Source organism: Planotetraspora mira (assembly GCF_016863275.1).
Lineage (GTDB): Bacteria > Actinomycetota > Actinomycetes > Streptosporangiales > Streptosporangiaceae > Planotetraspora > Planotetraspora mira.
Genome location: NZ_BOOO01000019.1, coordinates 20834 through 42206 on the forward strand (window position 1 = coordinate 20834; position 21373 = coordinate 42206).

The 21373-nt window shown below is 68.4% G+C and carries 21 protein-coding genes; 13 read left to right on the forward strand and 8 right to left on the reverse strand.

Annotated features, from left to right (window positions below):
* The first annotated feature begins 88 nt into the window (after nt 1-88).
* From Pmi06nite_RS18130 to Pmi06nite_RS18155, 6 genes are all read left to right on the forward strand, one after another.
* Complete coding sequence (locus tag Pmi06nite_RS18130) at nt 89-1099, forward strand: LacI family DNA-binding transcriptional regulator (protein WP_203954216.1); 1011 nt, start codon at nt 89-91, stop codon at nt 1097-1099.
* A 78-nt stretch (nt 1100-1177) separates the two neighbouring features.
* The gene (locus tag Pmi06nite_RS18135; protein ID WP_203954217.1) at nt 1178-2224 is read left to right on the forward strand and encodes an alpha-L-fucosidase; all 1047 of its coding nucleotides are present in this window, start codon (nt 1178-1180) and stop codon (nt 2222-2224) included.
* Nucleotides 2221-3510 carry an ABC transporter substrate-binding protein gene (locus tag Pmi06nite_RS18140; protein WP_203954218.1) on the forward strand — a complete coding sequence of 430 codons (1290 nt, stop codon included), beginning with the start codon at nt 2221-2223 and terminating at the stop codon, nt 3508-3510. Before Pmi06nite_RS18135 ends, Pmi06nite_RS18140 begins: the two co-directional genes overlap by 4 nt.
* A gap of 3 nt (nt 3511-3513) precedes the next feature.
* Nucleotides 3514-4458: a carbohydrate ABC transporter permease gene (locus tag Pmi06nite_RS18145; protein WP_203954219.1), complete on the forward strand. Its 945-nt coding sequence runs from the start codon at nt 3514-3516 to the stop codon at nt 4456-4458.
* Complete coding sequence (locus Pmi06nite_RS18150; protein ID WP_203954220.1) at nt 4455-5285, forward strand: carbohydrate ABC transporter permease; 831 nt, start codon at nt 4455-4457, stop codon at nt 5283-5285. Before Pmi06nite_RS18145 ends, Pmi06nite_RS18150 begins: the two co-directional genes overlap by 4 nt.
* Nucleotides 5282-6607 (forward strand): glycoside hydrolase family 36 protein, encoded by a 1326-nt coding sequence (locus Pmi06nite_RS18155; RefSeq protein WP_203954221.1) that lies wholly within the window; start codon nt 5282-5284, stop codon nt 6605-6607. Before Pmi06nite_RS18150 ends, Pmi06nite_RS18155 begins: the two co-directional genes overlap by 4 nt.
* A 122-nt stretch (nt 6608-6729) precedes the next feature.
* On the opposite strand, the gene Pmi06nite_RS18160 is transcribed toward Pmi06nite_RS18155, so the two are convergent.
* Nucleotides 6730-8901, reverse strand: a complete 2172-nt coding sequence (locus Pmi06nite_RS18160) for a discoidin domain-containing protein (protein ID WP_203954222.1) — start codon at nt 8899-8901, stop codon at nt 6730-6732.
* A 349-nt stretch (nt 8902-9250) separates the two neighbouring features.
* Nucleotides 9251-10147: a LysR family transcriptional regulator gene (locus Pmi06nite_RS18165; protein ID WP_203954223.1), complete on the reverse strand. Its 897-nt coding sequence runs from the start codon at nt 10145-10147 to the stop codon at nt 9251-9253.
* A 232-nt stretch (nt 10148-10379) separates the two neighbouring features.
* On the opposite strand from Pmi06nite_RS18165, the gene Pmi06nite_RS18170 reads away from it, so the two are divergent.
* The 3 genes from Pmi06nite_RS18170 to Pmi06nite_RS18180 are packed head-to-tail and all read left to right on the forward strand — an operon-like array spanning nt 10380 to nt 12277.
* Entirely contained in the window at nt 10380-11429 is a 1050-nt protein-coding gene (locus Pmi06nite_RS18170) for a hypothetical protein (RefSeq protein ID WP_203954224.1), read from the forward strand.
* Nucleotides 11430-11441: 12 nt separating this feature from the next.
* Nucleotides 11442-12029: a UGSC family (seleno)protein gene (locus tag Pmi06nite_RS18175; protein ID WP_203954225.1), complete on the forward strand. Its 588-nt coding sequence runs from the start codon at nt 11442-11444 to the stop codon at nt 12027-12029.
* Nucleotides 12026-12277: a NifU family protein gene (locus tag Pmi06nite_RS18180; protein WP_203954226.1), complete on the forward strand. Its 252-nt coding sequence runs from the start codon at nt 12026-12028 to the stop codon at nt 12275-12277. The genes Pmi06nite_RS18175 and Pmi06nite_RS18180 overlap by 4 nt, the downstream gene beginning before the upstream one ends.
* 147 nt (nt 12278-12424) lie before the next feature.
* Here the strand turns inward: Pmi06nite_RS18180 and ykgO are convergent, their stop codons facing one another.
* A complete protein-coding gene (ykgO, locus tag Pmi06nite_RS18185) occupies nt 12425-12547 on the reverse strand; it encodes a type B 50S ribosomal protein L36 (protein WP_203954227.1) in 123 nt (40 codons plus the stop codon).
* Nucleotides 12548-12796: 249 nt separating this feature from the next.
* Here ykgO and Pmi06nite_RS18190 point away from each other — a divergent pair, with 249 nt between their 5' ends.
* Nucleotides 12797-13945 carry a methyltransferase domain-containing protein gene (locus Pmi06nite_RS18190; RefSeq protein ID WP_203954228.1) on the forward strand — a complete coding sequence of 383 codons (1149 nt, stop codon included), beginning with the start codon at nt 12797-12799 and terminating at the stop codon, nt 13943-13945.
* On the opposite strand, the gene Pmi06nite_RS18195 is transcribed toward Pmi06nite_RS18190, so the two are convergent.
* Both Pmi06nite_RS18195 and Pmi06nite_RS18200 read right to left on the reverse strand, forming a co-directional pair.
* Entirely contained in the window at nt 13936-14421 is a 486-nt protein-coding gene (locus Pmi06nite_RS18195) for a quercetin 2,3-dioxygenase (RefSeq protein ID WP_203954229.1), read from the reverse strand. The genes Pmi06nite_RS18190 and Pmi06nite_RS18195 overlap by 10 nt on opposite strands.
* Nucleotides 14411-14824, reverse strand: coding sequence for a VOC family protein (locus Pmi06nite_RS18200; protein WP_203954230.1), 414 nt, complete (start codon nt 14822-14824; stop codon nt 14411-14413). Before Pmi06nite_RS18200 ends, Pmi06nite_RS18195 begins: the two co-directional genes overlap by 11 nt.
* A gap of 65 nt (nt 14825-14889) precedes the next feature.
* Between Pmi06nite_RS18200 and Pmi06nite_RS18205 the strand changes: the two genes are divergently transcribed.
* The gene (locus Pmi06nite_RS18205; protein ID WP_203954231.1) at nt 14890-15534 is read left to right on the forward strand and encodes a TetR/AcrR family transcriptional regulator; all 645 of its coding nucleotides are present in this window, start codon (nt 14890-14892) and stop codon (nt 15532-15534) included.
* Nucleotides 15535-15632: 98 nt separating this feature from the next.
* On the opposite strand, the gene Pmi06nite_RS18210 is transcribed toward Pmi06nite_RS18205, so the two are convergent.
* The 3 genes from Pmi06nite_RS18210 to Pmi06nite_RS18220 all read right to left on the reverse strand — a co-directional run bounded on the left by Pmi06nite_RS18210 (nt 15633) and on the right by Pmi06nite_RS18220 (nt 18710).
* The gene (locus Pmi06nite_RS18210) at nt 15633-16484 is read right to left on the reverse strand and encodes a carbohydrate ABC transporter permease (protein WP_203954232.1); all 852 of its coding nucleotides are present in this window, start codon (nt 16482-16484) and stop codon (nt 15633-15635) included.
* A 2-nt stretch (nt 16485-16486) separates the two neighbouring features.
* Nucleotides 16487-17359, reverse strand: coding sequence for a carbohydrate ABC transporter permease (locus Pmi06nite_RS18215; protein ID WP_203954233.1), 873 nt, complete (start codon nt 17357-17359; stop codon nt 16487-16489).
* Between the two features lie 70 nt (nt 17360-17429).
* Nucleotides 17430-18710, reverse strand: coding sequence for an ABC transporter substrate-binding protein (locus Pmi06nite_RS18220; RefSeq protein ID WP_203954234.1), 1281 nt, complete (start codon nt 18708-18710; stop codon nt 17430-17432).
* A 277-nt stretch (nt 18711-18987) separates the two neighbouring features.
* On the opposite strand from Pmi06nite_RS18220, the gene Pmi06nite_RS18225 reads away from it, so the two are divergent.
* Together Pmi06nite_RS18225 and Pmi06nite_RS18230 are read left to right on the forward strand one after the other, a co-directional pair.
* Nucleotides 18988-20013, forward strand: coding sequence for a LacI family DNA-binding transcriptional regulator (locus tag Pmi06nite_RS18225; protein ID WP_203954235.1), 1026 nt, complete (start codon nt 18988-18990; stop codon nt 20011-20013).
* A 74-nt stretch (nt 20014-20087) separates the two neighbouring features.
* Entirely contained in the window at nt 20088-21326 is a 1239-nt protein-coding gene (locus Pmi06nite_RS18230; RefSeq protein ID WP_239113997.1) for a glycoside hydrolase 5 family protein, read from the forward strand.
* Nucleotides 21327-21373: the final 47 nt, after the last annotated feature.

A 21373-nucleotide genomic window follows, 5' to 3' on the forward strand; every position in this document is an offset into this window, starting at 1 on the left:
ATCGGATCTATGGCCTGGCGACCCATGGCATCCCACCTGTATGGCCGCCCAATACGCCGAAGGCGTCCGGGGAGGTTACAGTCCCAACGTGCCGACCAACAGAAAACCTCGGGTCACCATCGACCAAGTGGCGCAGGCGACCGGAGTCTCCCGCCAGACCGTGTCTCGGGCGATCAACAACAAGACCGAGATAGATCCCGAGACCCGGCAGCGGATCCTCGACGCGGCCCAGGCGATGGGATACCGCCCGAGCCGGTTCGCCCGGGGGCTGGTCCGTCAGGACCTGATCACCATCGGCCTGGTCATCGCCGACGTGCTCAACCCGTTCTTCCCCGAGGTGACGGCAGGCGTGCTGGAAGCCGCCGAACGCCGGGGGTGGCAGGTCGTCGTCTACAACACCGGCTCGGAGCGCCGCAAGGAGCTGGAAGTCGTCGACATGCTCTTCGACCAGGTGGACGCGGGTATCGCCTTCCTGCTCCACCATGACGCGATCGCCAAGGCGACGGCGGGCAACCTGCCGTTCGTCCTGCTGGACAAGGGCGGCAGGGCGCCGGCCGTGCCCGGCGTCCGGATCGACTTCGAGGGCGGGGCGCGACGGGGCCTGGAGTATCTGATCGACCGGGGGCACCGCCGGATCGCGATGCTGGACGACGAGGCGTACCTGTCGGCCGAGGCGCCGAACACCCGGCGCGAGCTGTACCTCAAGGTCATGGGTGAGCGTGGGATACCGGTCGACATCAACTGGATCCAGCCCGCGCACAACTCGATCGACGGCGGCGCGGCGGCGATGGAACGGCTGCTGTCGGCCCACAAGGACGTCACGGCGGTGTTCGCCTACAACGACCTGATCGCCATCGGCGCCCAGCTCAGGGCGCGCGCGCTCGGCCTGGGCGTGCCGGAGGACTGCGCGTTCCTCGGCTTCGACGGCCTGAGCATCGGCGAGCTCGTCGAGCCTCCGCTGACCACGCTCCACATCGACAAGCGCCGGCTGGGCGAGATCGCCGTGGAGCAGGCGGCTCTGCTGCTCGGCGGCATGAGCGAGGACGAGGTCCCCGAGGCCGTTATCGAACCGCAACTGATCGTGCGGGCCTCTGCCTGATCGCTCACTATTGACATTCGCGCCCTGTTGCAAGAACGTCTCCGTGAACGCTCACGTGAGCGGTAACGAGGAGGTGTCGTGATCGGACGGGAAGAGGTCGTCCAGGCCCTCGACGCCGACCTCGCCGCTCTGGCCCACGGTCGCCAGAGGTGGTTGCGGGACGGCGTCCTCGGCCTGCTCCTCCACTGGGGAATGCGCACCTCGCCTCCGTACACGGACGTGCGGGCGTGGGAGGACCGGGTCACGGCCGACGGGTGGACCCCCCGCCACTGGGTCGACCGGGCCGTCCAGTTGCGCGCCGGCTACCTGGTGTTCGCGTCCTTCCACAGCCGGCTCGGCTATGTCCGCGCGTGGCCGTCGGAGATCCCCGGCAGCCCCGTCACCCGGCGGGACTTCCTGGGCGAGCTGATCTCGGCGGCCGCGTCCAGAGGTCTCAAAGTCCTGCTGTACATGACCGACGACCCCAAGTGGCACGACGAGGACGGCCTCGGATCCCTCGACTCGGCGGCCTACTCCGCCTACAAGGACCGGCCCGTGGACCTGACCACCCGCGACGGGTTCGGGGAGTTCGCCGCCGACAACTTCGCCGAGGTCATGCGCCGCCACCCGGATCTGGCCGGATTCTGGATCGACAAGGAGAACGCCTACTGGAGGCGGACCGGCCTCTACGACCGGATCCGGGCGGAACGGCCCGGCTGGATCCTGGCCTGCAACGACCCGGACCTCCCGTCCGCGGACACGGCCATGGACGTCGTCTGCCCCGGCGTCACCACGGACGTCCCCATTCCCCGCGTGACCGAGTCCTCCTTCACCGTCGGCGGCGGCTGGTGGTATGACGGGTCGGATCCGGAGGTGGACCACGCCCGGATCATCAGACGGATCGTCGCCAACGCCGGCTCCTCCACCAAGTCGCTCCTGGGTTTCGGATCGCGGCACGACGGCCGGTTCACCCCGAACCAGGAGGCGTTCTGCGACTTCGCGGCGGCCTACCTGCACGGCATCCGGGAGTCGCTCAGTGGAACCGAGGACTCCCACCCACACGGCACACCATCGGGGACCGCTTCGCCGCATCCGGCGGCGTCAGAAATCACCCCTCATCACTCATCGGAAGGCACATCGTCATGAAGCACAAAGCTTTACTGACGGCTCTCGTCACGACCATGGTCGCCGGCGCGTGCAGCGTCGGCGACCAGCAGACCGCACAGTCGGGCGGCGGCGGCAAGAAGGAGATCAGCTTCCTGGTCTTCGAGACGCCCAACATGACTCCCCAGGTGTGGGACGCGGCGATCAAGCGGGTCACCGACAAGTACCCCGACATCACCGTGAAGAAGCTGGTCGCTCCGACCGAGGACCGCGTCTCCTACGCCAAGCAGCTACTCGCGTCCGGCCAGTTCCCCGACGTGATGATCGCGGTCTCCCCCGCCGGATTCGCCGAGAGCGGCGCCATGGCCGCCTTCACCCCTGACGAGCTCAAGGACTTCGACTTCCCCAACAACGGCGCGGTCCAGGGCAAGATCTACCAGCTGCCCACCAACACCCAGACGATCCCGGTCGTCTACTACAACAAGGACCTGTTCGCCAAGGCGGGGATCACCGCTCCGCCCAAGACGTACGCCGAGCTGCTCGACGACTCCGCCAAGCTCAAGGCGAAGGGCATCACGCCGTTCGTGATCGGCGGCGGCAAGGACCCCTTCGCCTCCACGCTCCCCTGGACGGCCACGATCGCCACCGACGTGTACGCCAAGACCCCCGACTGGATGGCCAAGCGGCGGGCCGGGACGGTGAAGTTCACCGACCCCGACTTCAAGAAGGCCACAGAGAAGTTCGCCGAGCTCGCCAAGCAGGCCTACATCGACAAGAAGGACGTCTCGCGCGACTACGCGGCGACCGAGCAGGCCTTCCTCGACGGCAAGGGTGCGATGTACCCGATGGGCAACTGGTTCGCCGCCGCGGGCGACGACCCCAAGCGCAAGCCCTCGTGGGAGATCGGCGCGTTCAACTGGCCGACCGACGACGGCAGCGTGGTCGTGCCCGCCTTCACCGGCGGCGGCCTGTCGGTGAGCGCCACGGCCAAGAACCTGCCCGAGGCCAAGAAGTTCGCGCTGGCGTACACGCTCGACAAGACCAACCTGGACGCCTCCGTGCACAACGACGGGCTCTACCCCGCGGTCAAGGGATACACGCCCCCGGCCGACACCGGCGCGGTCTTCAAGCTCGGCTACGACCTCTACCAGGAGGGTGTGAAGAGCAACACCGTCACCCAGGCGTTCAGCTGGGAGGCCGGTGACGACGGCATGCTGCCCGGCGTGGTCGACAAGTGGCGGGCCGGCGCCCAGGACCTCATCACCGGCAACAAGACCGTCGACCAGGTGCTGGCGTCCCTCGACGACGAGTGGGCCAAGGCGTCCTGACCGATGGCAGTCGACGTAAGGACGACATCCGTCCCCGCCTCCGCGACCCCCGGGTCGCGGAGGCCCCGCCTGCCGCGGGCGGAACGGCTGCGGCAGTTCGCGTTGTTCGGGGCGCCGGGTCTGCTCGTCTACACCTGTTTCGTGCTCGCGCCGATCGCGATCAGCTTCGGCTACAGCCTCACCAACCACAACCCGTTCAATCCCCCGACCAGGTTCGTGGGGCTGGACAACTACCGGCTGCTGTTCACTGACAGCGAGTTCCTCACCTCGCTGCGGGTCACCACGATTCTCACGGTCATCGTGGTGATCGTGCCGAATGTGGCCGGGCTCGGCATCGCCGTCCTGCTCGACCGCAAGGGCTGGCTCTACAACGCCCTGCGCACGGTGTTCTTCACCCCGATGGTGCTCAGCTCGGTGGTCGTGAGCGTCGTGTGGACGCGCATGCTGGACGACGAGGGCCTGGTCAACCAGACGCTGCGGGCCCTCGGGGTGGAACAACCGCCGGGCTGGCTGTCCGATCCCCGGCTCGCGCTGTACTCGATCGCCATCATCCTGTCCTGGCAGATGCTCGGCTTCTGCGTCGTGGTCTACCTGGCCGGGCTCCAGGGCGTGCCCAACGAGTTGGCCGAGGCCGCGTCCATCGACGGCGCCGGTCCGGTGCGGCGGTTCCGCTCGATCACCTGGCCGCTGCTCGCGCCCTCGCTGACCATCAACACGGTCGTGCTGCTCATCACCGCGTTCAAGGTCTTCGACCACATCCAGGTCATCACGCACGGCGGTCCCGGCACCGGGACGACCGCGACCATCGCCTATGACGTCCTGCAGACCGGACTGGTGGCCAACCGGCAGGGCTACGCGTCCGCGATGGCCATCGTGATGCTCGTGATCATCGCGGCCGCCGCCGGGGTCACGCTCAAGGTGCTCAACCGCAGGGAGGTGAACCTGTGAAGGACTCCCGCCTGCCGTGGTTGCGGCCGGTCGTCGCGCTCGTCATCAGCGCGTTCTTCCTGGTGCCGCTCTACATGATCCTCGTCAACGTGTTCAAGCAGGGTGAGAAGATCACCCAGTCGCCGGCGTCCCTGCCGGACCCGCCCACGCTCGACAACATCACCGGGCTGCTCAGCCGTACGGACAACCTGTTCTGGGCGAGCCTGACCAACAGCATCGTGGTGACGACGCTGTCGATCATCCTGCTGACGGTCCTGTCGGCGATGCTCGGGCACTTCCTCGCCCGGTCGCGCAGCCGGTGGGCCCGGGTGGCCATGCTCCTGCTGCTGTCCGGTCTGATGATCCCGCCGCAGGTGATCCTCATGCCGATCACCCAGGTGCTCCGGGCCCTCGGGCTGATGACGACGCTGCAGGGCCTCGTCCTGTTCAACGTCGGGTACTACATCCCGTTCGGTGTCTTCGTGTTCACCGGATTCCTCCGCGGCATCCCGATCGAACTGGAGGAGGCCGCGGCCATCGACGGCGCGAGCCGTTCGCGCATCTTCTGGCGCGTGGTGTTCCCCCTGCTGCGGCCGGCGACCGCAAGCGTCCTGATCTTCCTGGGCGTGTGGATCTGGAACGACTTCATCAACCCGCTGGTCATCCTCGGGCCGTCCCAGGGGACCACGATCACCACCGGCATCTACCGGTCCATCGGCCAGTACCAGGCCGACTTCGGCACGGTCTTCGCCCTGATGTTCCTGGCCACGCTGCCCGTGCTGATCTTCTACCTGTTCCTGCAGAAGCACTTCGTCAAGGGCCTCACGGGAGGAGCCACCAAAGGATGATTTTTCATCCGATCGCCGATATCCCGGTCGATCCGGCACACGGGCTGGTGCACGCGCACGGCTGGCAGAGCTGGACGCCGACCACGGCGCTCCCCGTCGGCGGCCGCGGCTTCCGGCCGGTGGAGCCGATCATGCAGACGATGCGCTACCGGCCGGGGCTCCCCGCGCCCGACGACGGGTTCCAGGGCGAGGGGCTGCTCGCGGTGGCCCCGGAGCCGGACGGCCCGGTACGGCTGTTCGCCGCCAGGGACGGCCTGGCGAAGGTCCCCGCGATCCGGGCCCGCCTGGTGGGCGACCAGATGCTGATCACGGCCGACGAGCCGGACGAGGTCGTCGAGAAGACCTTCGCCGGGCCGATCGACGTCGCGCTCGGCGCCTGGGCGGACGGCTTCGCCGCCGGGGCGGGCACGGGCCCGCTGCGCAGGCCGCCCACCGTGTGGTGCTCCTGGTACCACTACTACGAGGACGTCACCGAGGACGACGTGCTGGAGAACCTCCGCACCGTCGGCGAACGCGACCTGTCCGTCGACGTCATCCAGATCGACGACGGCTGGCAGGCCGAGATCGGTGACTGGCTGACGCCGTCGGGACGTTTCTCCTCGATTCCGGAGACGGCCGGGCGCATCCACGCCGAGGGCAGGCGTGCGGGACTGTGGCTCTCGCCGTTCCTGGTCGGGGCGCGCAGTGAGATCGCCCGCAGACATCCCGAGTGGCTCGTGGGCGACGCCGGGCACAACTGGAACCAGGACCTCCGCGGGCTCGACGTCACGCACCCGGGGGCCTCCGCCTATCTCCGCGAGGTCTTCCAGACCCTGCGCGGCTGGGGATTCGACTATTTCAAGCTCGACTTCCTGTACGCCGGCGCGCTGGCGGGTCAGCGGCATTCGGGGGCCTCGCCGATCGCCGCGTACCGGGAGGGGATGGCGCTCATCCGCGAGGCCGTCGGGCCACAGCCGTACCTGCTGGGCAGCGGGGCCCCGATCCTGCCCAGCGTCGGGCTCGTCGACGCCATGCGGGTCTCCCCCGACATCGCCGCCGGTTATGACGCGGGGACCGGCGATCTGTCCGACCCCTCGCAGCAGGCCGCTGCCCTCTCGACGGCCGGCCGCTCCTGGCAGCACGGCCGCCTTTGGGTGAACGACCCGGACTGCCTGATCGTCCGCCCCGCCGTACAGCGCCGGGAGCAGTGGACGGCGACCGTCGAACGGTACGGCGGCCTCCGAGCGACCTCCGACCGGATCGCCGACCTGGACGACTGGGGCCTGGAGACCACCCGTCGCGTGTTGTCCTCGGTCCCCCCTCCGACCCCTTTCACACCGTAGGGAGAACCTCATGGCGATCGAGACGGTTTCCGGCCGGTGCGGGGGCCTGGCCGTCACGGTGGCCTGAGACTCCCGCCGCCAGCGGGCCCCCGGGGGCGGCACCGGGGGCCCACTGAAAACGATCAGCTGACGGTGATCTTGTCGAGGTCGGGCGCGTTGGCTCCGTTGTTGTAGAAGCGGATGGTGTTGTTCCCCGCGGTGAGCGTGACGTTCATCGTCGTGCTCGCCGGGGTGGACCAGCTCGTGCCGGTCAGTGGCAGCTCGGCTCCGGTGCCGCCGTTGACGCTGACGAAGAACGACCGGGTGCCGTCCACCTCGCCGTACACCGTGAGCTGTTCGGTGCCCGCCGTCGCGGCGTTGACCGTCAAGGTGGCGTAGTTCGCCGAGTTGTTGCCGATGAACCGCACTTTCGCGCCGCCGGAGCAGGTCGCACAGGCCGCGACCACTGCGGAGCCGTTCAGCGTGCCGGCCTCGGCCTCGATCGAGGTCGTCCCCCCGCTGGTGCCGCTCCCGGCGTAGGCGCCGCCGATCCAGGTCTCGTCGACCCGCAGCCGCTTGTATCGGGTGGTGTCGGTCGAGGCGGCGTACGTGTTCACCACTTCCAGCCGGACATAGCGGGTGGTGGTGGCAGGTATGTCGACGAACTGCACCCCGCGGTGGCTGGGCAGGGTCCCCGTCTTGATCGGGCTCCCCCAGCTCGTGCCGTTGCTGGAGACGTACACGCGGTAGTCCTGGATGCGGGCGGACTGTTCGGTGTCCGACCGGGCGTAGCTGACCGAGTCCTCGCGCTGGTTGATCCCGATATAGCGGACGGCCTTGGCGGAGCCCAGGTCATAGGTGAGCGAGACGGGAGTGGTCTTGTTGCTGTCCCAGTAGGTCTGGTAGTTCCCGTCTCCGGCGGCCGACGCGGCGTGCCCGCTCGCCGAGGCGGTGGCGCCGAGCGTGACGCCCGAGTAGATCCCTTCCCGGCCGCTGCTCGTGACCTTGAAGACGGTGTCGTACGGATCCCAGGAGGAGACGCCGTTGATCGTCAAGGTGCCGTCGGCCTGGGTGAAGCTCAGCGCGGCGCCGGTGCGCAGGTCGGTCACACCGGCGATCCGGTAACCGTTGTCACGCACCTGCAGCGTGCTTCCCGACGGCGGGGTGACGACGTGGATGTAGTGCAGGTTCGGGTTGGTCTTGCTGATCGTCGTCACACCGTGGGCGCCGTTGTTCCAGAACCCGGGCTTGAGGCCGCCGTACATGTACCCGCCGCCCTCTGTGCCGTTCAGCGACGGCCAGATCTGGTCCAGGTAGTCGTCGGCGAAGTTGTTGAAGGCCTCCTGGTTCGACGGGAACTTGCCGTTGACCTGGGCGGTCTCCGCCATGAGCGCCTTGATGGAGGAGCCGGCGTTGGTGACGAGACGGCCGAGGGTGAGCTTGCGGTCGACCGCCGGGTTGGACCCGTCGTACCACCACGCGCCGGTGGAGGGAAGCTTGAAGTCGGCCTCGATCAGCCGCGGCGCCGCCGTGTAGACCGCCTGCGGGTAGTCGTAGGCCGGGGACATGCCGGTCTTCTGCTCGTTGCTGATCATGTCCATGATCGGCGTGTCCTCGTTGTTGTTGCTGATCGTGTAGCTGGGGCGGAGCTGGTAGATCTGCTCGTACAGATCGTGGCTCTCCCAGTACGCGTTGTCGTTGTCGATCCAGAACCCGGACAGGTTCGGATAGCGATGGGCGACCTCGAGGATGTTGTCGTAGCTGAACTCGCCGAAGCCGTCGCGGGTGGTCAGGTCGACCGTGTGGCCCTTGTAGCCGGAGTAGGCCGAGGAGTCCAGCCAGTCACCCGAGCTCAGCCCGTCGGCGTGCCACTGCGGGTCGTCGGTCATGTAGAGGATGACCTTCAGGCCCTGCGCGTTCGCCGCCGTGATCAGCTCGCCGAGGAAGTCCCTGCTGGTGCGGCAGCTTCCGGGGATCGCCGACGGCCACGGCCTGGCGTACCCGAGCCGGCTGTGGAAGGTGGCGAGCACGATGTACTGCGTGTGCAGTTTCTGGGCCTCCGACACCCAGTAGCCCGGGGTCCATCCGCCGTTGGTGACGTCGGCCTCCCACTTGGCGCAGTCGGTGTGCTGCGGCGACGTGCGCTCGCCCCAGTGCAGGAACAGTCCCGCGACGGATGACCGCAGGAACGTCTGCCGGGGATTCTGGAGATCGGCTCGCGCGGGGGTGACGGGCGACAGGGCGAGGAGGAGGGACATCACCGCGACGAACGCCGCGGCGAGGGGTCTCCTCCTTCGAGTCGTTGGACCGGCCATCTGGGCTCCTTGGGGGGTGAAGACGCCGTCGTGGGTCGGATGCGGGCCTACGGCGAGGTCCGCGATGGACCGGGCCACCGTGCGATGGCGGCGATCCGGGAGGGGTTAATTCGGTAGCGCTCCCGTGAGCGCTCACGGATCGGATCTTTCGTTTGTGATCCCACGAATCCGGTCGCCTGTCAACACACAGGTGATCTTCTGCTCACAGCGATCCAGAGCGCGGAACGCCCGTGTTTAACAGGACTGCGGTTACTACGCGATCAACCCAGCGGCCTCTTCGGCGTGAAGAGCGGGCCTCGATCACCTTCTTCGCGGGGCCGCACTGGCGGACGCAGCGATCTTGCTCATCCTACGTACCTCCTGCTTCTATGCCGTCGCGCACCGTGAAGGGCTCGGAGCCGAACCGGTCGACGACAAAGCGGCGGAACTCGTCGGCCGGCCCCGGCAAGCCGATGTTGCGCCGCCATGCCAGGCCGATCTCGCGATAGGCGCCCTTGTCGGTAAGGGACACTTCCACCACCCCCGCAGCCGGCGAGGGCGCCGCGGGGACGATCGCCACGCCCAGTCCTGCCGCCACCAGGCCACGGAGGGTGCTGACGCCGGACGCCTCGAATGTGATGTGCGGTTCGAACCCGACGGCCTGGCACAGGGCATCGGCCATGTTGCGCATGTGATTGCGGGGTTCGAGGGTCACGAAGTCCTCGCTGGCGGCCGCCACGAGAGCCGTGGCCGATTCCCGCGCGAGGGCGTGATGCTCCGGCACTGCCAGGACCAGGCGCTGCACGCCGAGGCGCACCACGTCAAGGGCGGGGTCGTCCGGCAGCGGGGATGTCAGGCACAGTTCCGCCTCCCCGTCGGCCAGGCGCTGCAGAAGACCGTCAGCACTGTCCTGGATCAGCGAGAACGTCGCGTGTGGAGTGAGCTCGCCGAACTTGCGCAACAGGGACGGCACCGTCTCTTCGCCGAGAGTGTGCAGGAAGGCCAGCGAGACTCGCTGCTCCCCGGGCCCGGCGGCCTCCAGTCGGCTGACGCCGCTGAGCAGCAGGGCCAGCGCCCGCTCAACCGGCTCGAGGAGTATCTCGCCGTCTGTGGTGAGCGTGACTCCCCCTGGCCCCCTGGTGTACAGGCGGACTCCCAGCACACTTTCCAGCCGCGCGAGGTGACGGGTGACGGTTGGCTGAGGGACACCGAGCGCGGCCGCCGCCCGGGTTATCTGGCCTTCGCGCGCGACGGCGGCAAACTGCACGAGTATCGGACATAGCGCGTTCAGTGCTTTATTCATTTACGAATCCCGTCATGCGGAAATGAATTTCGCGCGATTGTCCAATCATCATTTGACCCCCGTTTCCGTTAGCTGCTAACTTCGAGGGTAGTGCGCTGATGCCTGCTCGGCAAACACGATTCCTAAGACGATGAAGCGCAGTGTACGACGGCGCCCCTTTTTCCCGGAAGGGACATGGAATCCAAGGGGGAAACAAATGGCATCCGAGATCGGAACCATCGGATCCGACGCGATGGAATTGTTTGAGGTCTGCTTCAGGGCCGGCTGGACTGACGGCCTGCCCGTTATTCCACCGACCGCCCAGCGGGTCGCGGAATTCGTGGAGCGCAGCGGCCGGAAATCCGGCGATTTAATTGCCGAAATGCCCCCTCTCGGCGGGGCTGCGACGGTCGAGAAGATCGCGGCCAATGCGGTGATGGCCGGCTGCGTCCCGGAACACATGCCAGTGCTGATCGCGGCACTGGAAGCCGCCACCGATCCGGCGATGAACATCGGCGGAGTTCAGTGCTCGACCCACATGGCATCGCCTCTGATGATCCTGCACGGGCCGATCCGGAACGAGCTGGGGATCAACTCGGGCGCGAACACTTTCGGGCAGGGCGTGCGGGCGAATGCGACCTTGGGGAGGGCGCTGAAGCTCGCCTTGGTCAACATCGGCGAATCCCGTCCCGGTGAGGCCGACAAGGCGACACTCGGCCAGCCCGGGAAGTTCAGCTTCTGCATCGGGGAAAACGAGGAGGCGTCTCCCTGGCCGGGGCTGCACGTCGACCGGGGACTGCGGAGCAGCGACAGCGCGGTCACACTGTATGCCGCCGAGGGCCCGCAGAACATCAACAACCAGGCAGCCGACAACCCGTTCGACATTCTCAAGACCGTCGCCAGCATGATGACGAACCTCGGCTCGAACCATATCTTCATCCAGGGCGAGAGCTTCGTCGTGCTGTGCCCGGAACACGCGCAGATCATCGCGTCGTGCGGCTGGACAAAGGCGGACGTACAGCACTACCTATTCCAGAACGCGACCCGAGGGCACGCCGAGATCAAGGCCGGCGGTATTCACGGCCCCAACACGCAGAACTACACGACCTGGCCACGCTGGGTTGACCGAGACGACCCGGACTTACGCATCCCCGTCGCCCGCCGGGTCACCGACATCGTGGTGATCGTGGCCGGCGGCCCTGGCCGCCACTCCGCCTATCTTCCCGGCTGGGGCACCCGGTCGGTCACTCGCAAGATCGAGATATGAGGGGTGAGTAATTTGTGTCCCGTCAAGGCTGATCAAGACGAGAAGGCCCGTGCCGCGGCCATCCTGACATCGTCATTCGGACTGATCGACCCGACCGCGACCGCGAAAGGGTCGGGTACTGTCGCGCCTCGCCTTCCCGAACTCGCCGGTGCGCGGGGCGTACTGCTGGACAACACCAAAGGCAATGCCGGCCCACTGCTGCGCCACGTCGGCAACATGCTCGAGGAGCACTACGGTGTGCGCCCATTCGAGATGGCGCGCAAGCTGGTCTACTCGCGCCCGGCCGACGCGTCACTGCTGGACGACCTGGCGAGTCAGTACGAGTTCGTCGTCACTGGCGTCGGCGCCTGCGGGTCGTGCACCTCTGGATGCGTGCACGACGCCGTCGCACTCGAGACACGAGGTATCCCGACAGTCGCCATCCACACGTCCGTCTTCATGAACTCGGCCATCGCCCACGCTAAGGCGTTCGGCAGGTCGGACCTGCAGTTCGTGGAAGTCGAGCACCCGATCGCGGCGATCAGCGACGACGAGCTCAGGCAGCGGGCCGCCAAGATCGTAGACTCGGTGGCCGCGGCCCTGGTAGGGGAGGCGGCATGAGCGCCAAGGAAGACCTCGAGAAGGCCCTCGACGGGCTGCGCCGGGGCTTCCAGGCCGACGGGGCCGACTTGAAGGTCGAGTCCGCCACCGAGTCGCAGCTGACGCTCCGCCTGGTCGGGGACGACAGGACCTGCTGGGAGTGCATCATCCCGCCCGACCGGCTCCGCGAGCTCATCGGCTCGGTGCTGCGGGACAGCGTCCCGTCCATAGAGACGATCGACCTGATCGACCCTCGCGCCGAGAGCTAGCCCATCACGGCCGGGTCCGGCCGCGGCAGCCGGGCCCCGCCGTCATCCGTGCGGGGCGGCACTGCTTGGACACCGCCATCGGCTACACGATTGACCGGCCGGCGTTCGACTGGCCGCTGGCCGGCCATCAGCTGCGGCCCCGCGTCGTCAGCCCTGACGCGCCTTGAACCGGGGGTCCTTCCGGTTGATGACGAAGACGCTCCCCCTTCGGCGGACCACCTGCGCTCCGGGCTTGTCCTTCAAGGATCTCAAGGACCTGCGGACCTTCATGGCTCCCCCTTCTGTCACGCACGCCCCGAGAGACGTGCAGGTGACGCAAACCACGAGCCGGCCTCGTCCATTCCCGACGGATATCGGGTTGAGCGGGCCGTTCCCCGCGTCCTACGATCGCGAATTGTGACGTTCACGTTCTTCTTCCACCTCCGCTAGGCGCCGTCGGCGAAGCGAGGGAAGACCCGTCGCCGGCGAGGCGGGGTGGCGCAGCGCTGCCCCGGGCCGACGTGGAGAAGAACGATCCTCATGCGCATCAGCGCGTTTCCCCACCATTGCGAATCCCGTGGCTTCACGGCGCCCACCCTGGTCGCGCGATGCGTCCACGGGCTGGAGGCGACGGTGGCCGCCGAGATCCTTCAGCGCGGGCTCGGCGTCGTCACCCACCTGGGGCACCGCGAGGTCCATTTCCGCACAGACGATTCACGGGCCCAGGTCACCGGGCTGCGCACTGCCGATGACGTGTTCCTGCTCGCCGCGCAGTGCCAGGACACCGGTACGGCCAAGCAGAGCGGCGGTGCGCTCGCCCGGCTCGCCGACGCGGCCGACCTCGGCGAGTTGACACGGCTGCGCGAGGCTCACGGAGGCTCGAGCGCGGTCACCGGTGTCGAGGTGTCGGCGTCGTTCCTCGGCAGGCGGAACTTCAACCGCTACGACGTCGAGGACGCCGTCGGACAAGCCCTGGCGCGACGGCTGGGGGTGGACTACCACTCGCGCCGGGCGGGAACCGCACCTCCAGCCGGCTACGGCGGATGGCGCGTGACCCTCGACGGCACGCGGGCAACCCTCATGTTGCGGGTCGCGGACCGGCCTCTGCATCGGCGGCCGTACAAGAGGTGTTCCGTCCCGGGGACTCTGCATCCTCCGCTGGCCGCCGCGATGGCGCGGATGGCCGGAATCCGTCCCGGTGACACGGTTCTCGACCCGTGTTGCGGCGCGGGAACCCTGTTGATCGAGGCCGCCCGACAACAGCCGCAGGCACGGCTGTACGGCGTCGACCTCGATGTGCGGGCACTGAGTGCGGCCGAGGAGAACACGGCGGGCCTGCCCGTCGCCCTCGGCCGTGCGGACGCCGGGCGTCTCCCGTTCGCGGACGGCGGCGTCCACTGCGTGCTGAGCAACCCGCCCTGGGGCGGCCAGGTCGCCGCGCGGGGTCTGCTCTCCGCCTCCTCTGTGCACTGGTGGACGGAACTGCGCCGTGTCCTCGCGCCCGGCGGAACGGCCGTGGTGCTGCTTCCCGACGCCGACGGCGTGGCCACGGCGATCGAGCGGCGCCTCGCTCCCGTCCACGTCCAGCGGGTCCGGATCTCGGGCGCGCAGTCCTTCCTCGTTCGGCTGACGGCGCCCGGCGGGCACGGCCGTCGGCCGTCAGGAAAGGGGACGGCTGCTCAGCCGTGATCGGGAGGCGGGCCGAGGATCCGGTGGCCGTGACGGTTGCCGGCCTCGATCAGCCGGGGGATGTCGGGCGGGGACGGAACCGGCAGGCCAGGCCGTTCTGCGGGGCGGCCGATGTCGGCGATGAACTGCTCGAACCCGGACGGGGTGGTCAACTGCAGGCCGCGGACCGGTCCGCCGGTGACGACGAAGGCGTGCGGGATCTTGCGGGGAAGGAACGCGAAGTCGCCGGGTCCCGCGGTCCAGTGGTGGTCGCCGCAGTCGATGGTGATCTCACCGTCGAGTATGTAGAACGCCTCGTCCTCACGGTCGTGGACGTGCAGAGGCGGCCCGAATCCGGCGGGCGCGGACCACTCGATGAGAGTGAAGGCTCCCCCGGTCTGGTCCGCCCCGGCCTTCACGCTCATCCGGGTGTCCAGGAACCACAGGTCCGGCCCGTCGTCGGGACCGAGCAGATAACCGCTGGGATCAAAGCTCATCGGATCCTCCCGGGCCGTCCGCCGGAGCGTAGAGCCGTATCTCGATGCCGTCGGGATCGTGCAGGCCGATGAGCACGTGGCCGGCGTGCCCGGTGACGATGCCGCCGTGCGGTTCCGCCAGGTCGTCCAGCCGCCGCTTCCAGGTGTCCAGGTCGCGGGTGCCGGGCACGCGAAGGGCGACCGGGTCGAATCCGGCCAGCGCGGCCGCTCTCAAAGGGTCGTGCCGTACGGCCAGGTCCAGCGTGCATTTCGCGTCGCGCATGGCGATCCCCATGAGTGTGCCGTCTTCGACGAACTCCATGTGCGTCTGCAGGCCGAGCACCCGCTCGTACCAGTCGCGGCTGCGCACCACGTCCGTCACCGGCAGTTTGACGTGGTGGAAGCCGCTGAGCGCCAGGTCCATGACCACCTCCGACGAAGCTCGCTAGAGTCAACTCTAGCGAAACTGTTTAGAGTAGCCTCTAGCGAATGAGCGACTCCGTCAAGAGCAGGACCGGAGGCGGCACCCGCCGGGCCGCCCAGGCCGAGGCCACGCGGCGCCGGATCATCCACGGAGCCCGGGAACTGTTCCTGCGGAACGGATACGCGGCGACCACTCTCGATCAGATCGCCGGCGCGGCGGGGGTCGCGGTGCAGACCGTGTACTTCCACTTCGGCAACAAGGCCACGGTCCTCAAGGAGGTCGTCGACGTCCTGGCCGTCGGTGACGACGAGCCGATACCGATGCTCGACCGGCCGTGGGTGCGGCAGGTGCGCGAGGAGCCCGACGGCCGGCGGGCCCTGGCCATCTGGCTGAGCAACAGCCGCGTCATCTTCGGCCGCGTCGCGCCGATCATGAAGATCATCCGGGACGCCGCGGGCGCCGACCCCGAGATGGCCGCGCAGTGGGAGACCAACCAGCGCCAACGCTTCATCGCCCACCACGCCCTCGCGGAGCAATTTGGCGACAAGCAGGCCCTCAGGCCGGAGCTGACCGTCGAGGAAGCGGCCGACATCGTCTTCACTCTCGTCAGCCACGAGGTCTACTTCCTGCTCACCGTGGAACGCGGGTGGACGCCCGACCGGTGGGAGAAGTGGATCAACGAAACCGTCGCCGGCGCGATCCTGCGCTGAGAACGCCCGCGAAGGCGCGGGGCGAGACCCGGCGACCCTTGCGCCGTACGGCGACCGGCCCCGGGCGCGGCCGGCGCGGGTGCCGTACGGCGACGCTCTCAGCCCTTGATCGCCCCCGCGTCGACGCCCTTGAAGAAGAACCGCTGGAGCAGGGCGAAGATCGCGACGATCGGCAAGAAGGCGATCATGGTGCCCGCGGCGATGAGCCGGGGGTTGGAGGTGAACGTGCCGTTGAGGTACTGCAACCCGACCGTGAGCGTGTACTTGTCCGGATCGGTGAGCACGATCAGCGGCCACAGGAAGTCGTCCCACGCGAAGATGAACGAGAAGATCACCACGACGCTCAGCATGCCCTTGACGTTCGGCAGGCCGATGCGGATCAGGCGCTGCCAGGCGGTGGCGCCGTCGATGATCGCGGCGGCGTCGACGTCGGCCGGGATCGCCAGGAACGCCGTGCGCATCAGCAGCACGTTGAGCATCTGGATCGCCCCGGGTAGCGCGACACCGATCAGCGAATCGGCGAAGCCGAGCCCGCGCACGATGACGAACTGGGAGATGATCGTGACCTCGCTCGGCAGGATCAACGTCGCGAGGAAGAGCCCGAGCACCAGCTTCGAGCCCCGGAAGCGCAGTTTGGCCAGTGCGAACCCGGCGAGCGTCGCCCCGATCGCGTTCCCCCCCACGACGAGGACGGCGACGATCAGCGAGTTGCCGGCGTACGTCCAGACGGGGATGGTCTTGGCGACCTCGGTGAAGTTCGACAGCGTCGGGTGCTGGGGGATGAAACTCGGCGTCTGCGTGTAGACGTCCTCGGTGATGCTCTTGAGGGACGTGGACAACTGCCACAGGAACGGCCCCACGGTGATGACCAGCACCACCAGGAGAAGGGCGTATCGGAGCACCTTCTCCGCCGGCGAGACCGTGTTGAACCCGCGACCACTCCGGGCCATCGCTACGACTCCTTCCGGTTGAGCCGCGCCAGGAACAACATCGGGCCGACCGTGACGGCGAACAGCAGGACGCTGAGCGCCGAGGCGTAGCCGAGATGGCCGGTGAGGCCCTGGCCGTACAGCTGGATGAGCATCACGAGCGACATGTCGCGGCCACCGGGCCCGCCGGTGCCGTTCGACAGGATGTACAACTCGGAGAAGACCCGCAGCGCGAAGACGGAGATCAGCACCGAGATGAGGAGCATCGTGTTGCGCACGCCGGGCACGGTGACGGAGAAGAACCGCCGCACCGGTCCGGCCCCGTCGACGGCGGCGGCCTCGTGGAGCTCACGGCTGACGTTGCCGAGCGCCGACATGTAGATGATCATGTAGTAGCCGAGGCCCTTCCACACGGTCAGGCTGATCGCGCTGAACAGCAACAGCCAGCGGTCGGTGAGGAACGGCAACGGGCCGCTCAGGAACCCGAGCCGTTCGGCCATCCCGTTGATGAGCCCTCGATCGTCGAGCAGCCATCCCCAGATGAGCGCGACCACGACCGCCGAGGCGATCACGGGGGTGTAGAACGCGATGCGGAAGAAGGCGATCCCGCGCAGCTTCTTCTCGACCAGCACCGCGAGCAGGAGGGGCAGCAGCGTCAGCAGCGGAAGGCAGATCAGCATGTAGACGATGCTGTTGATCAGCGCGTCCACGAGTTGCTGATCGTCGAGCATGCGGGTGTAGTTGCCGAGGCCGATGAACTGCCCGCCGCCCAGCGGCTTGGCGTTGGTGAACGACAGGATCACCGTGTTGATCGCCGGTAGGGCGTTGAAGACCACGAGCCACACCGCGGCGGGCGCGATGAGCAGCCATGGAGTGAACCAGCGCTTGTGTGTCATTTGATCTCCTGCGCGCCGCGTACGGGGACCCCCCGCTGAGGCGGATCCCCGTACGCGAGCGAGCGTGACGTCAGCCGTTGAGAAGCTGGTTGCACTTGGCGACGGCGTCGTCGAGCGCCTTCTGCGACGGCTCGTCACCGTTGATCGCGAGGGCGAACTGCTGGTCGACGAAGTCGGCCATCGCCTGGGTGACCTGGACCGGCTGAAGGATCTTCGCCTGGGCCAGGGAGTTGAACGCGATGACCTTCGCGTCACCGGAGGGCGTGCCGTCGCTCTTGCTGAAGAACGGGTCGCTCGCCGAGGCCTTGGTGCTCGGGAAGATGTTGACGAGGTGGGCGAAGGCGGCCTGGTTCTCCGCGCTCGTGACCCACCGCGCCAGCGCGATCGCGGCCGGAAGGTTCTTGGTGGACTTGGAGACCGACAGTCCCTGGACGTACAGGGGCGGCGTGCCGAACGCCTGCGACGGCAGGACCTTCGGCGCGAGCGTCGGGTTGTCGGTGGTGAGGCTGGTGATGTAGTTGCCGCCCGCGGTCGTCCACGCGACCGTCTGGGAGTTGAACAACTGCGCGTTGCCGGCGTACTTGGTGGTCAGCACGTCGCGCGGCATGAGCTTGTCCTTGAAGGCGTCGCGGTACTTGTCGAGGACCGCGGCCGCCTCGGGCGTGTTGAACGTGAAGCTCTTGCCGTCCGCCGCCATGATCGGGACGCCGGCGTTGGTCAGGTCGATGAGCGTCGGCTTGCGGCTCATCAGGTAGACCTTGCCACCCGACTTGTCCTTCACCGTCTTGGCCTGGGCGATGAGCTCGTCGAGCGTGGTCGGCGGCGTCTTCGCGTCGAGCCCGTACTTGGAGAGCAGTTCGGAGTTCCAGTAGTTGACGTCGGTGTTCAGGTACCACGGGTAGCCGTAGACGCCGTCGTATCCGGCGTACTTGTACCCGTCGAGGCCTCCGGCGACGTACTCCTCGGTCACCTTCGGGTCGGCCTTGGCCACGTCGAGCAGCAGGCCCTGCTTGACCAGCGGCAGCGCGAAGTCCGGCGGCAGGTTCGTCACGTCGGGCAGGCTGCCGCCCGACGCCTGGCTCAGCACCTTCTCGGCGTAGCCGTCGCCGGGCTGGTCGAGCCACTCCACCTGGGCCCCGGGGTACTTCTTCTCGAACGAGTCGATGACGCCCTGCACGTAGTCGGTGAACTTGGGCTTGAGCGCCCAGGTCTGCAGGCTCACCTTGCCGGTCACCGCGCCCGTGGCGTTCGCGGTCGGGGTGCTCGACGTGTCGGCGCCCCCGAGCCCACACCCCGCGAGCGCCGCCAGCCCCGCCACAGCCGCGACCAGCTTTATCCCATGAATTCGCATCACTTCTCCTGCCATGCGCTGAGCGATCCGGAATTGTGAGCCGACGCCCGGCGGCCCCGTCCGCAAACGGCCGACTACTAAACCGCTCTAGTGACTGGGGACTATCCCCCCACTAGACTTTGGTGTCAAGAGATGTCGCGAACCCGTGACGGACGCGGGAATCGACGCGATCCGCTTGCGCGCGGGGCCCCGCGGCGGCCTCCACCCGGCGATAATGCACGTGGCGGGGGCCCCTGTTGCAACGTGCCGACCTGCACGAACGAAGAAAGGCACAGCCGTGGCGCGACCGACCATCGAGGACATCGCCCGCCGCGTCGGAGTCTCCAAGGGTGCGGTGTCGTTCGCGCTCAACGGGCGTCCCGGCGTCAGCGAGGCCACCAGGGCCCGCATCCTCCAGGTGGCCGAGGAGATGAACTGGCGGCCGCACACCGCGGCCCGCGCCCTGGGCGGCGCCCGCGCGGGAGCCGTCGGCCTCGTCATCGCCCGCCCGGCCCGCACCCTCGGCGTGGAGCCGTTCTTCGCCCAACTCCTGTCCGGCCTGCAGGCCGGGCTGTCGGCGCATTCCGTGGCGCTGGAACTGCTCGTCGTCGAGGACACCACGGCCGAGATCGAGGTGTACCGGCGATGGGCGTCCGAACACAGGGTCGACGGGTTCATCATGGTCGACCTGAAGGTCAGGGACACGCGCGTCGACGTGGTCGAGGGACTGGGCGTGCCAGCGGTGGTCCTCGGCGGACCCGGCCGCCACGGCTCCCTGTCCAGCGTGTGGGCCGACGACCGCGAGGCGATGTTGTCGATCGTCGACTACCTCGCCGCGCTCGGCCACCGGCGCATCGCGCACGTCGCCGGCCTTCCCGCGTTCCAGCACACCCAGCGCCGCATGCGCGCGCTCCGCGACTCCGCCCGGCGGCACGGCCTGACGGACGTGTCCTCGCTGCCCACCGACTTCAGCGACGCCGAGGGCGCCGCGACCACCCGCATGCTGCTGTCACGGCCCGGACGGCCGACGGCGATCGTGTACGACAGCGACCTCATGGCCGTCGCCGGGCTGGGGGTGGCCGGCGAGATGGGCGTGGCCGTACCCGGCGAACTGTCGATCGTCGCGTTCGACGACTCGGTGCTCACGCGCATCGTGCATCCGGCGCTGACCGCGTTGTCGCGCGACACGTTCGCGCTCGGCACCGAGGTCGCCGAGACGATGCTCGCCCTCGTCGCCGAGCCCGGTCTGCGGAGGGACCGCAGGACTCCGACGCCGCGACTGGCGGTCAGGGAGAGCACGGCTCCCCCGGCCTTGGCAGGATAGCTAAAACGGTTTAGGCTGCGGGCGGTCGAAGCACCGGGCGATCCCTGCCGGGCGCCACCGCAGCCGGAGGACGAGTGACACCGCAACAACCAGGCCAAATCCCTCTGCGCTTCGGCGCGAACTACGTGCCCTCGTCAGGCTGGTTCTACAGCTGGCTCGACTTCTCGGCCGACGCGGCCCGGCGCGACTTCGCCGACCTGGCGGGAATCGGGCTCGACCACGTGCGGGTGTTCCCCATCTGGCCGTGGATCCAGCCCAACCGGACGCTGATCCGGCAGCGCGGCATCGACGACCTGCTCACGCTCATCGACGTGGCCGCCGAGTTCGACCTGGAAGTCTCGGTCGACCTGCTGCAGGGCCACCTGTCGAGCTTCGACTTCCTGCCGTCGTGGGTGCTCACCTGGCACCAGCGGAGCCTGTTCACCGACGCGGCCGTCCGCGACGGCATCGCGGAGTACGTCGACCGGCTCACCCGGGCCGTCGCGACGCGCGGCAACGTGTTCGCGGTGACGCTGGGCAACGAGGTCAACAACCTGTGGCCCTCGAACGCCACCACGTCTGAGGCGTCCTCGGAGTGGGCCGCCGAACTGGTGGAGGTCGCCCGCACCGCGGCCCCGCGCCTGCTCAGCCTCCACTCGCTGTACGACGGCACCTGGTACGACCCCGCTCACCCGTTCTCGCCGGCCGACAACGTCGACCTCGGCGACCTGACGACGGTGCACTCCTGGGTGTTCAACGGCGTCTCGGCCATCGACGGTCCGCACGGCCCCGCCACCGTCTCCCACGCCGACTACCTCGTGGAGTTGGCGGCGGCGACGGCGACGGACCCCGCCCGGCCGGTCTGGCTGCAGGAGGTGGGAGCGCCCCGCCCGGACATCGGCGAGCACGACGCCCCGGCCTTCGTCCGGGAGATGCTCGACACGGTCACCCGCAACCCCGCCCTGTGGGGCGTCACGTGGTGGTGCTCGCACGACCTCGACCGGAGCCTGGCCGACTTCCCCGACCGCGAGTACGACCTGGGCCTGTTCACCGTGGATCACGAGATCAAGCCCGCGACCCGGGAACTCGCCGCGGTCGTCCGAGAGCGGCGCGGCAGCCGCCCGGCGCCCGTTTCACGGCCCGCGCTGGTGTGCGACGTCGATCTGCGCGCCCAGCCCGAGCGGCGGGGAGAGGTCGCGCCGGGCAGTCCCTTCCACAGCGAGTGGGTACGGCTGCGCCAGGCCGGGCCGCTCGCGATCGTCGGCGCCGCCCGTGCGGCCGACTCCGAGTACCTCACCGCTCGAGGGATCGGCACCGTCCTGACTCCGGCGTGATCCACGACCGGCGGTAAGGCCCTGCGTCCGCCGTGACCCGGCCGGAC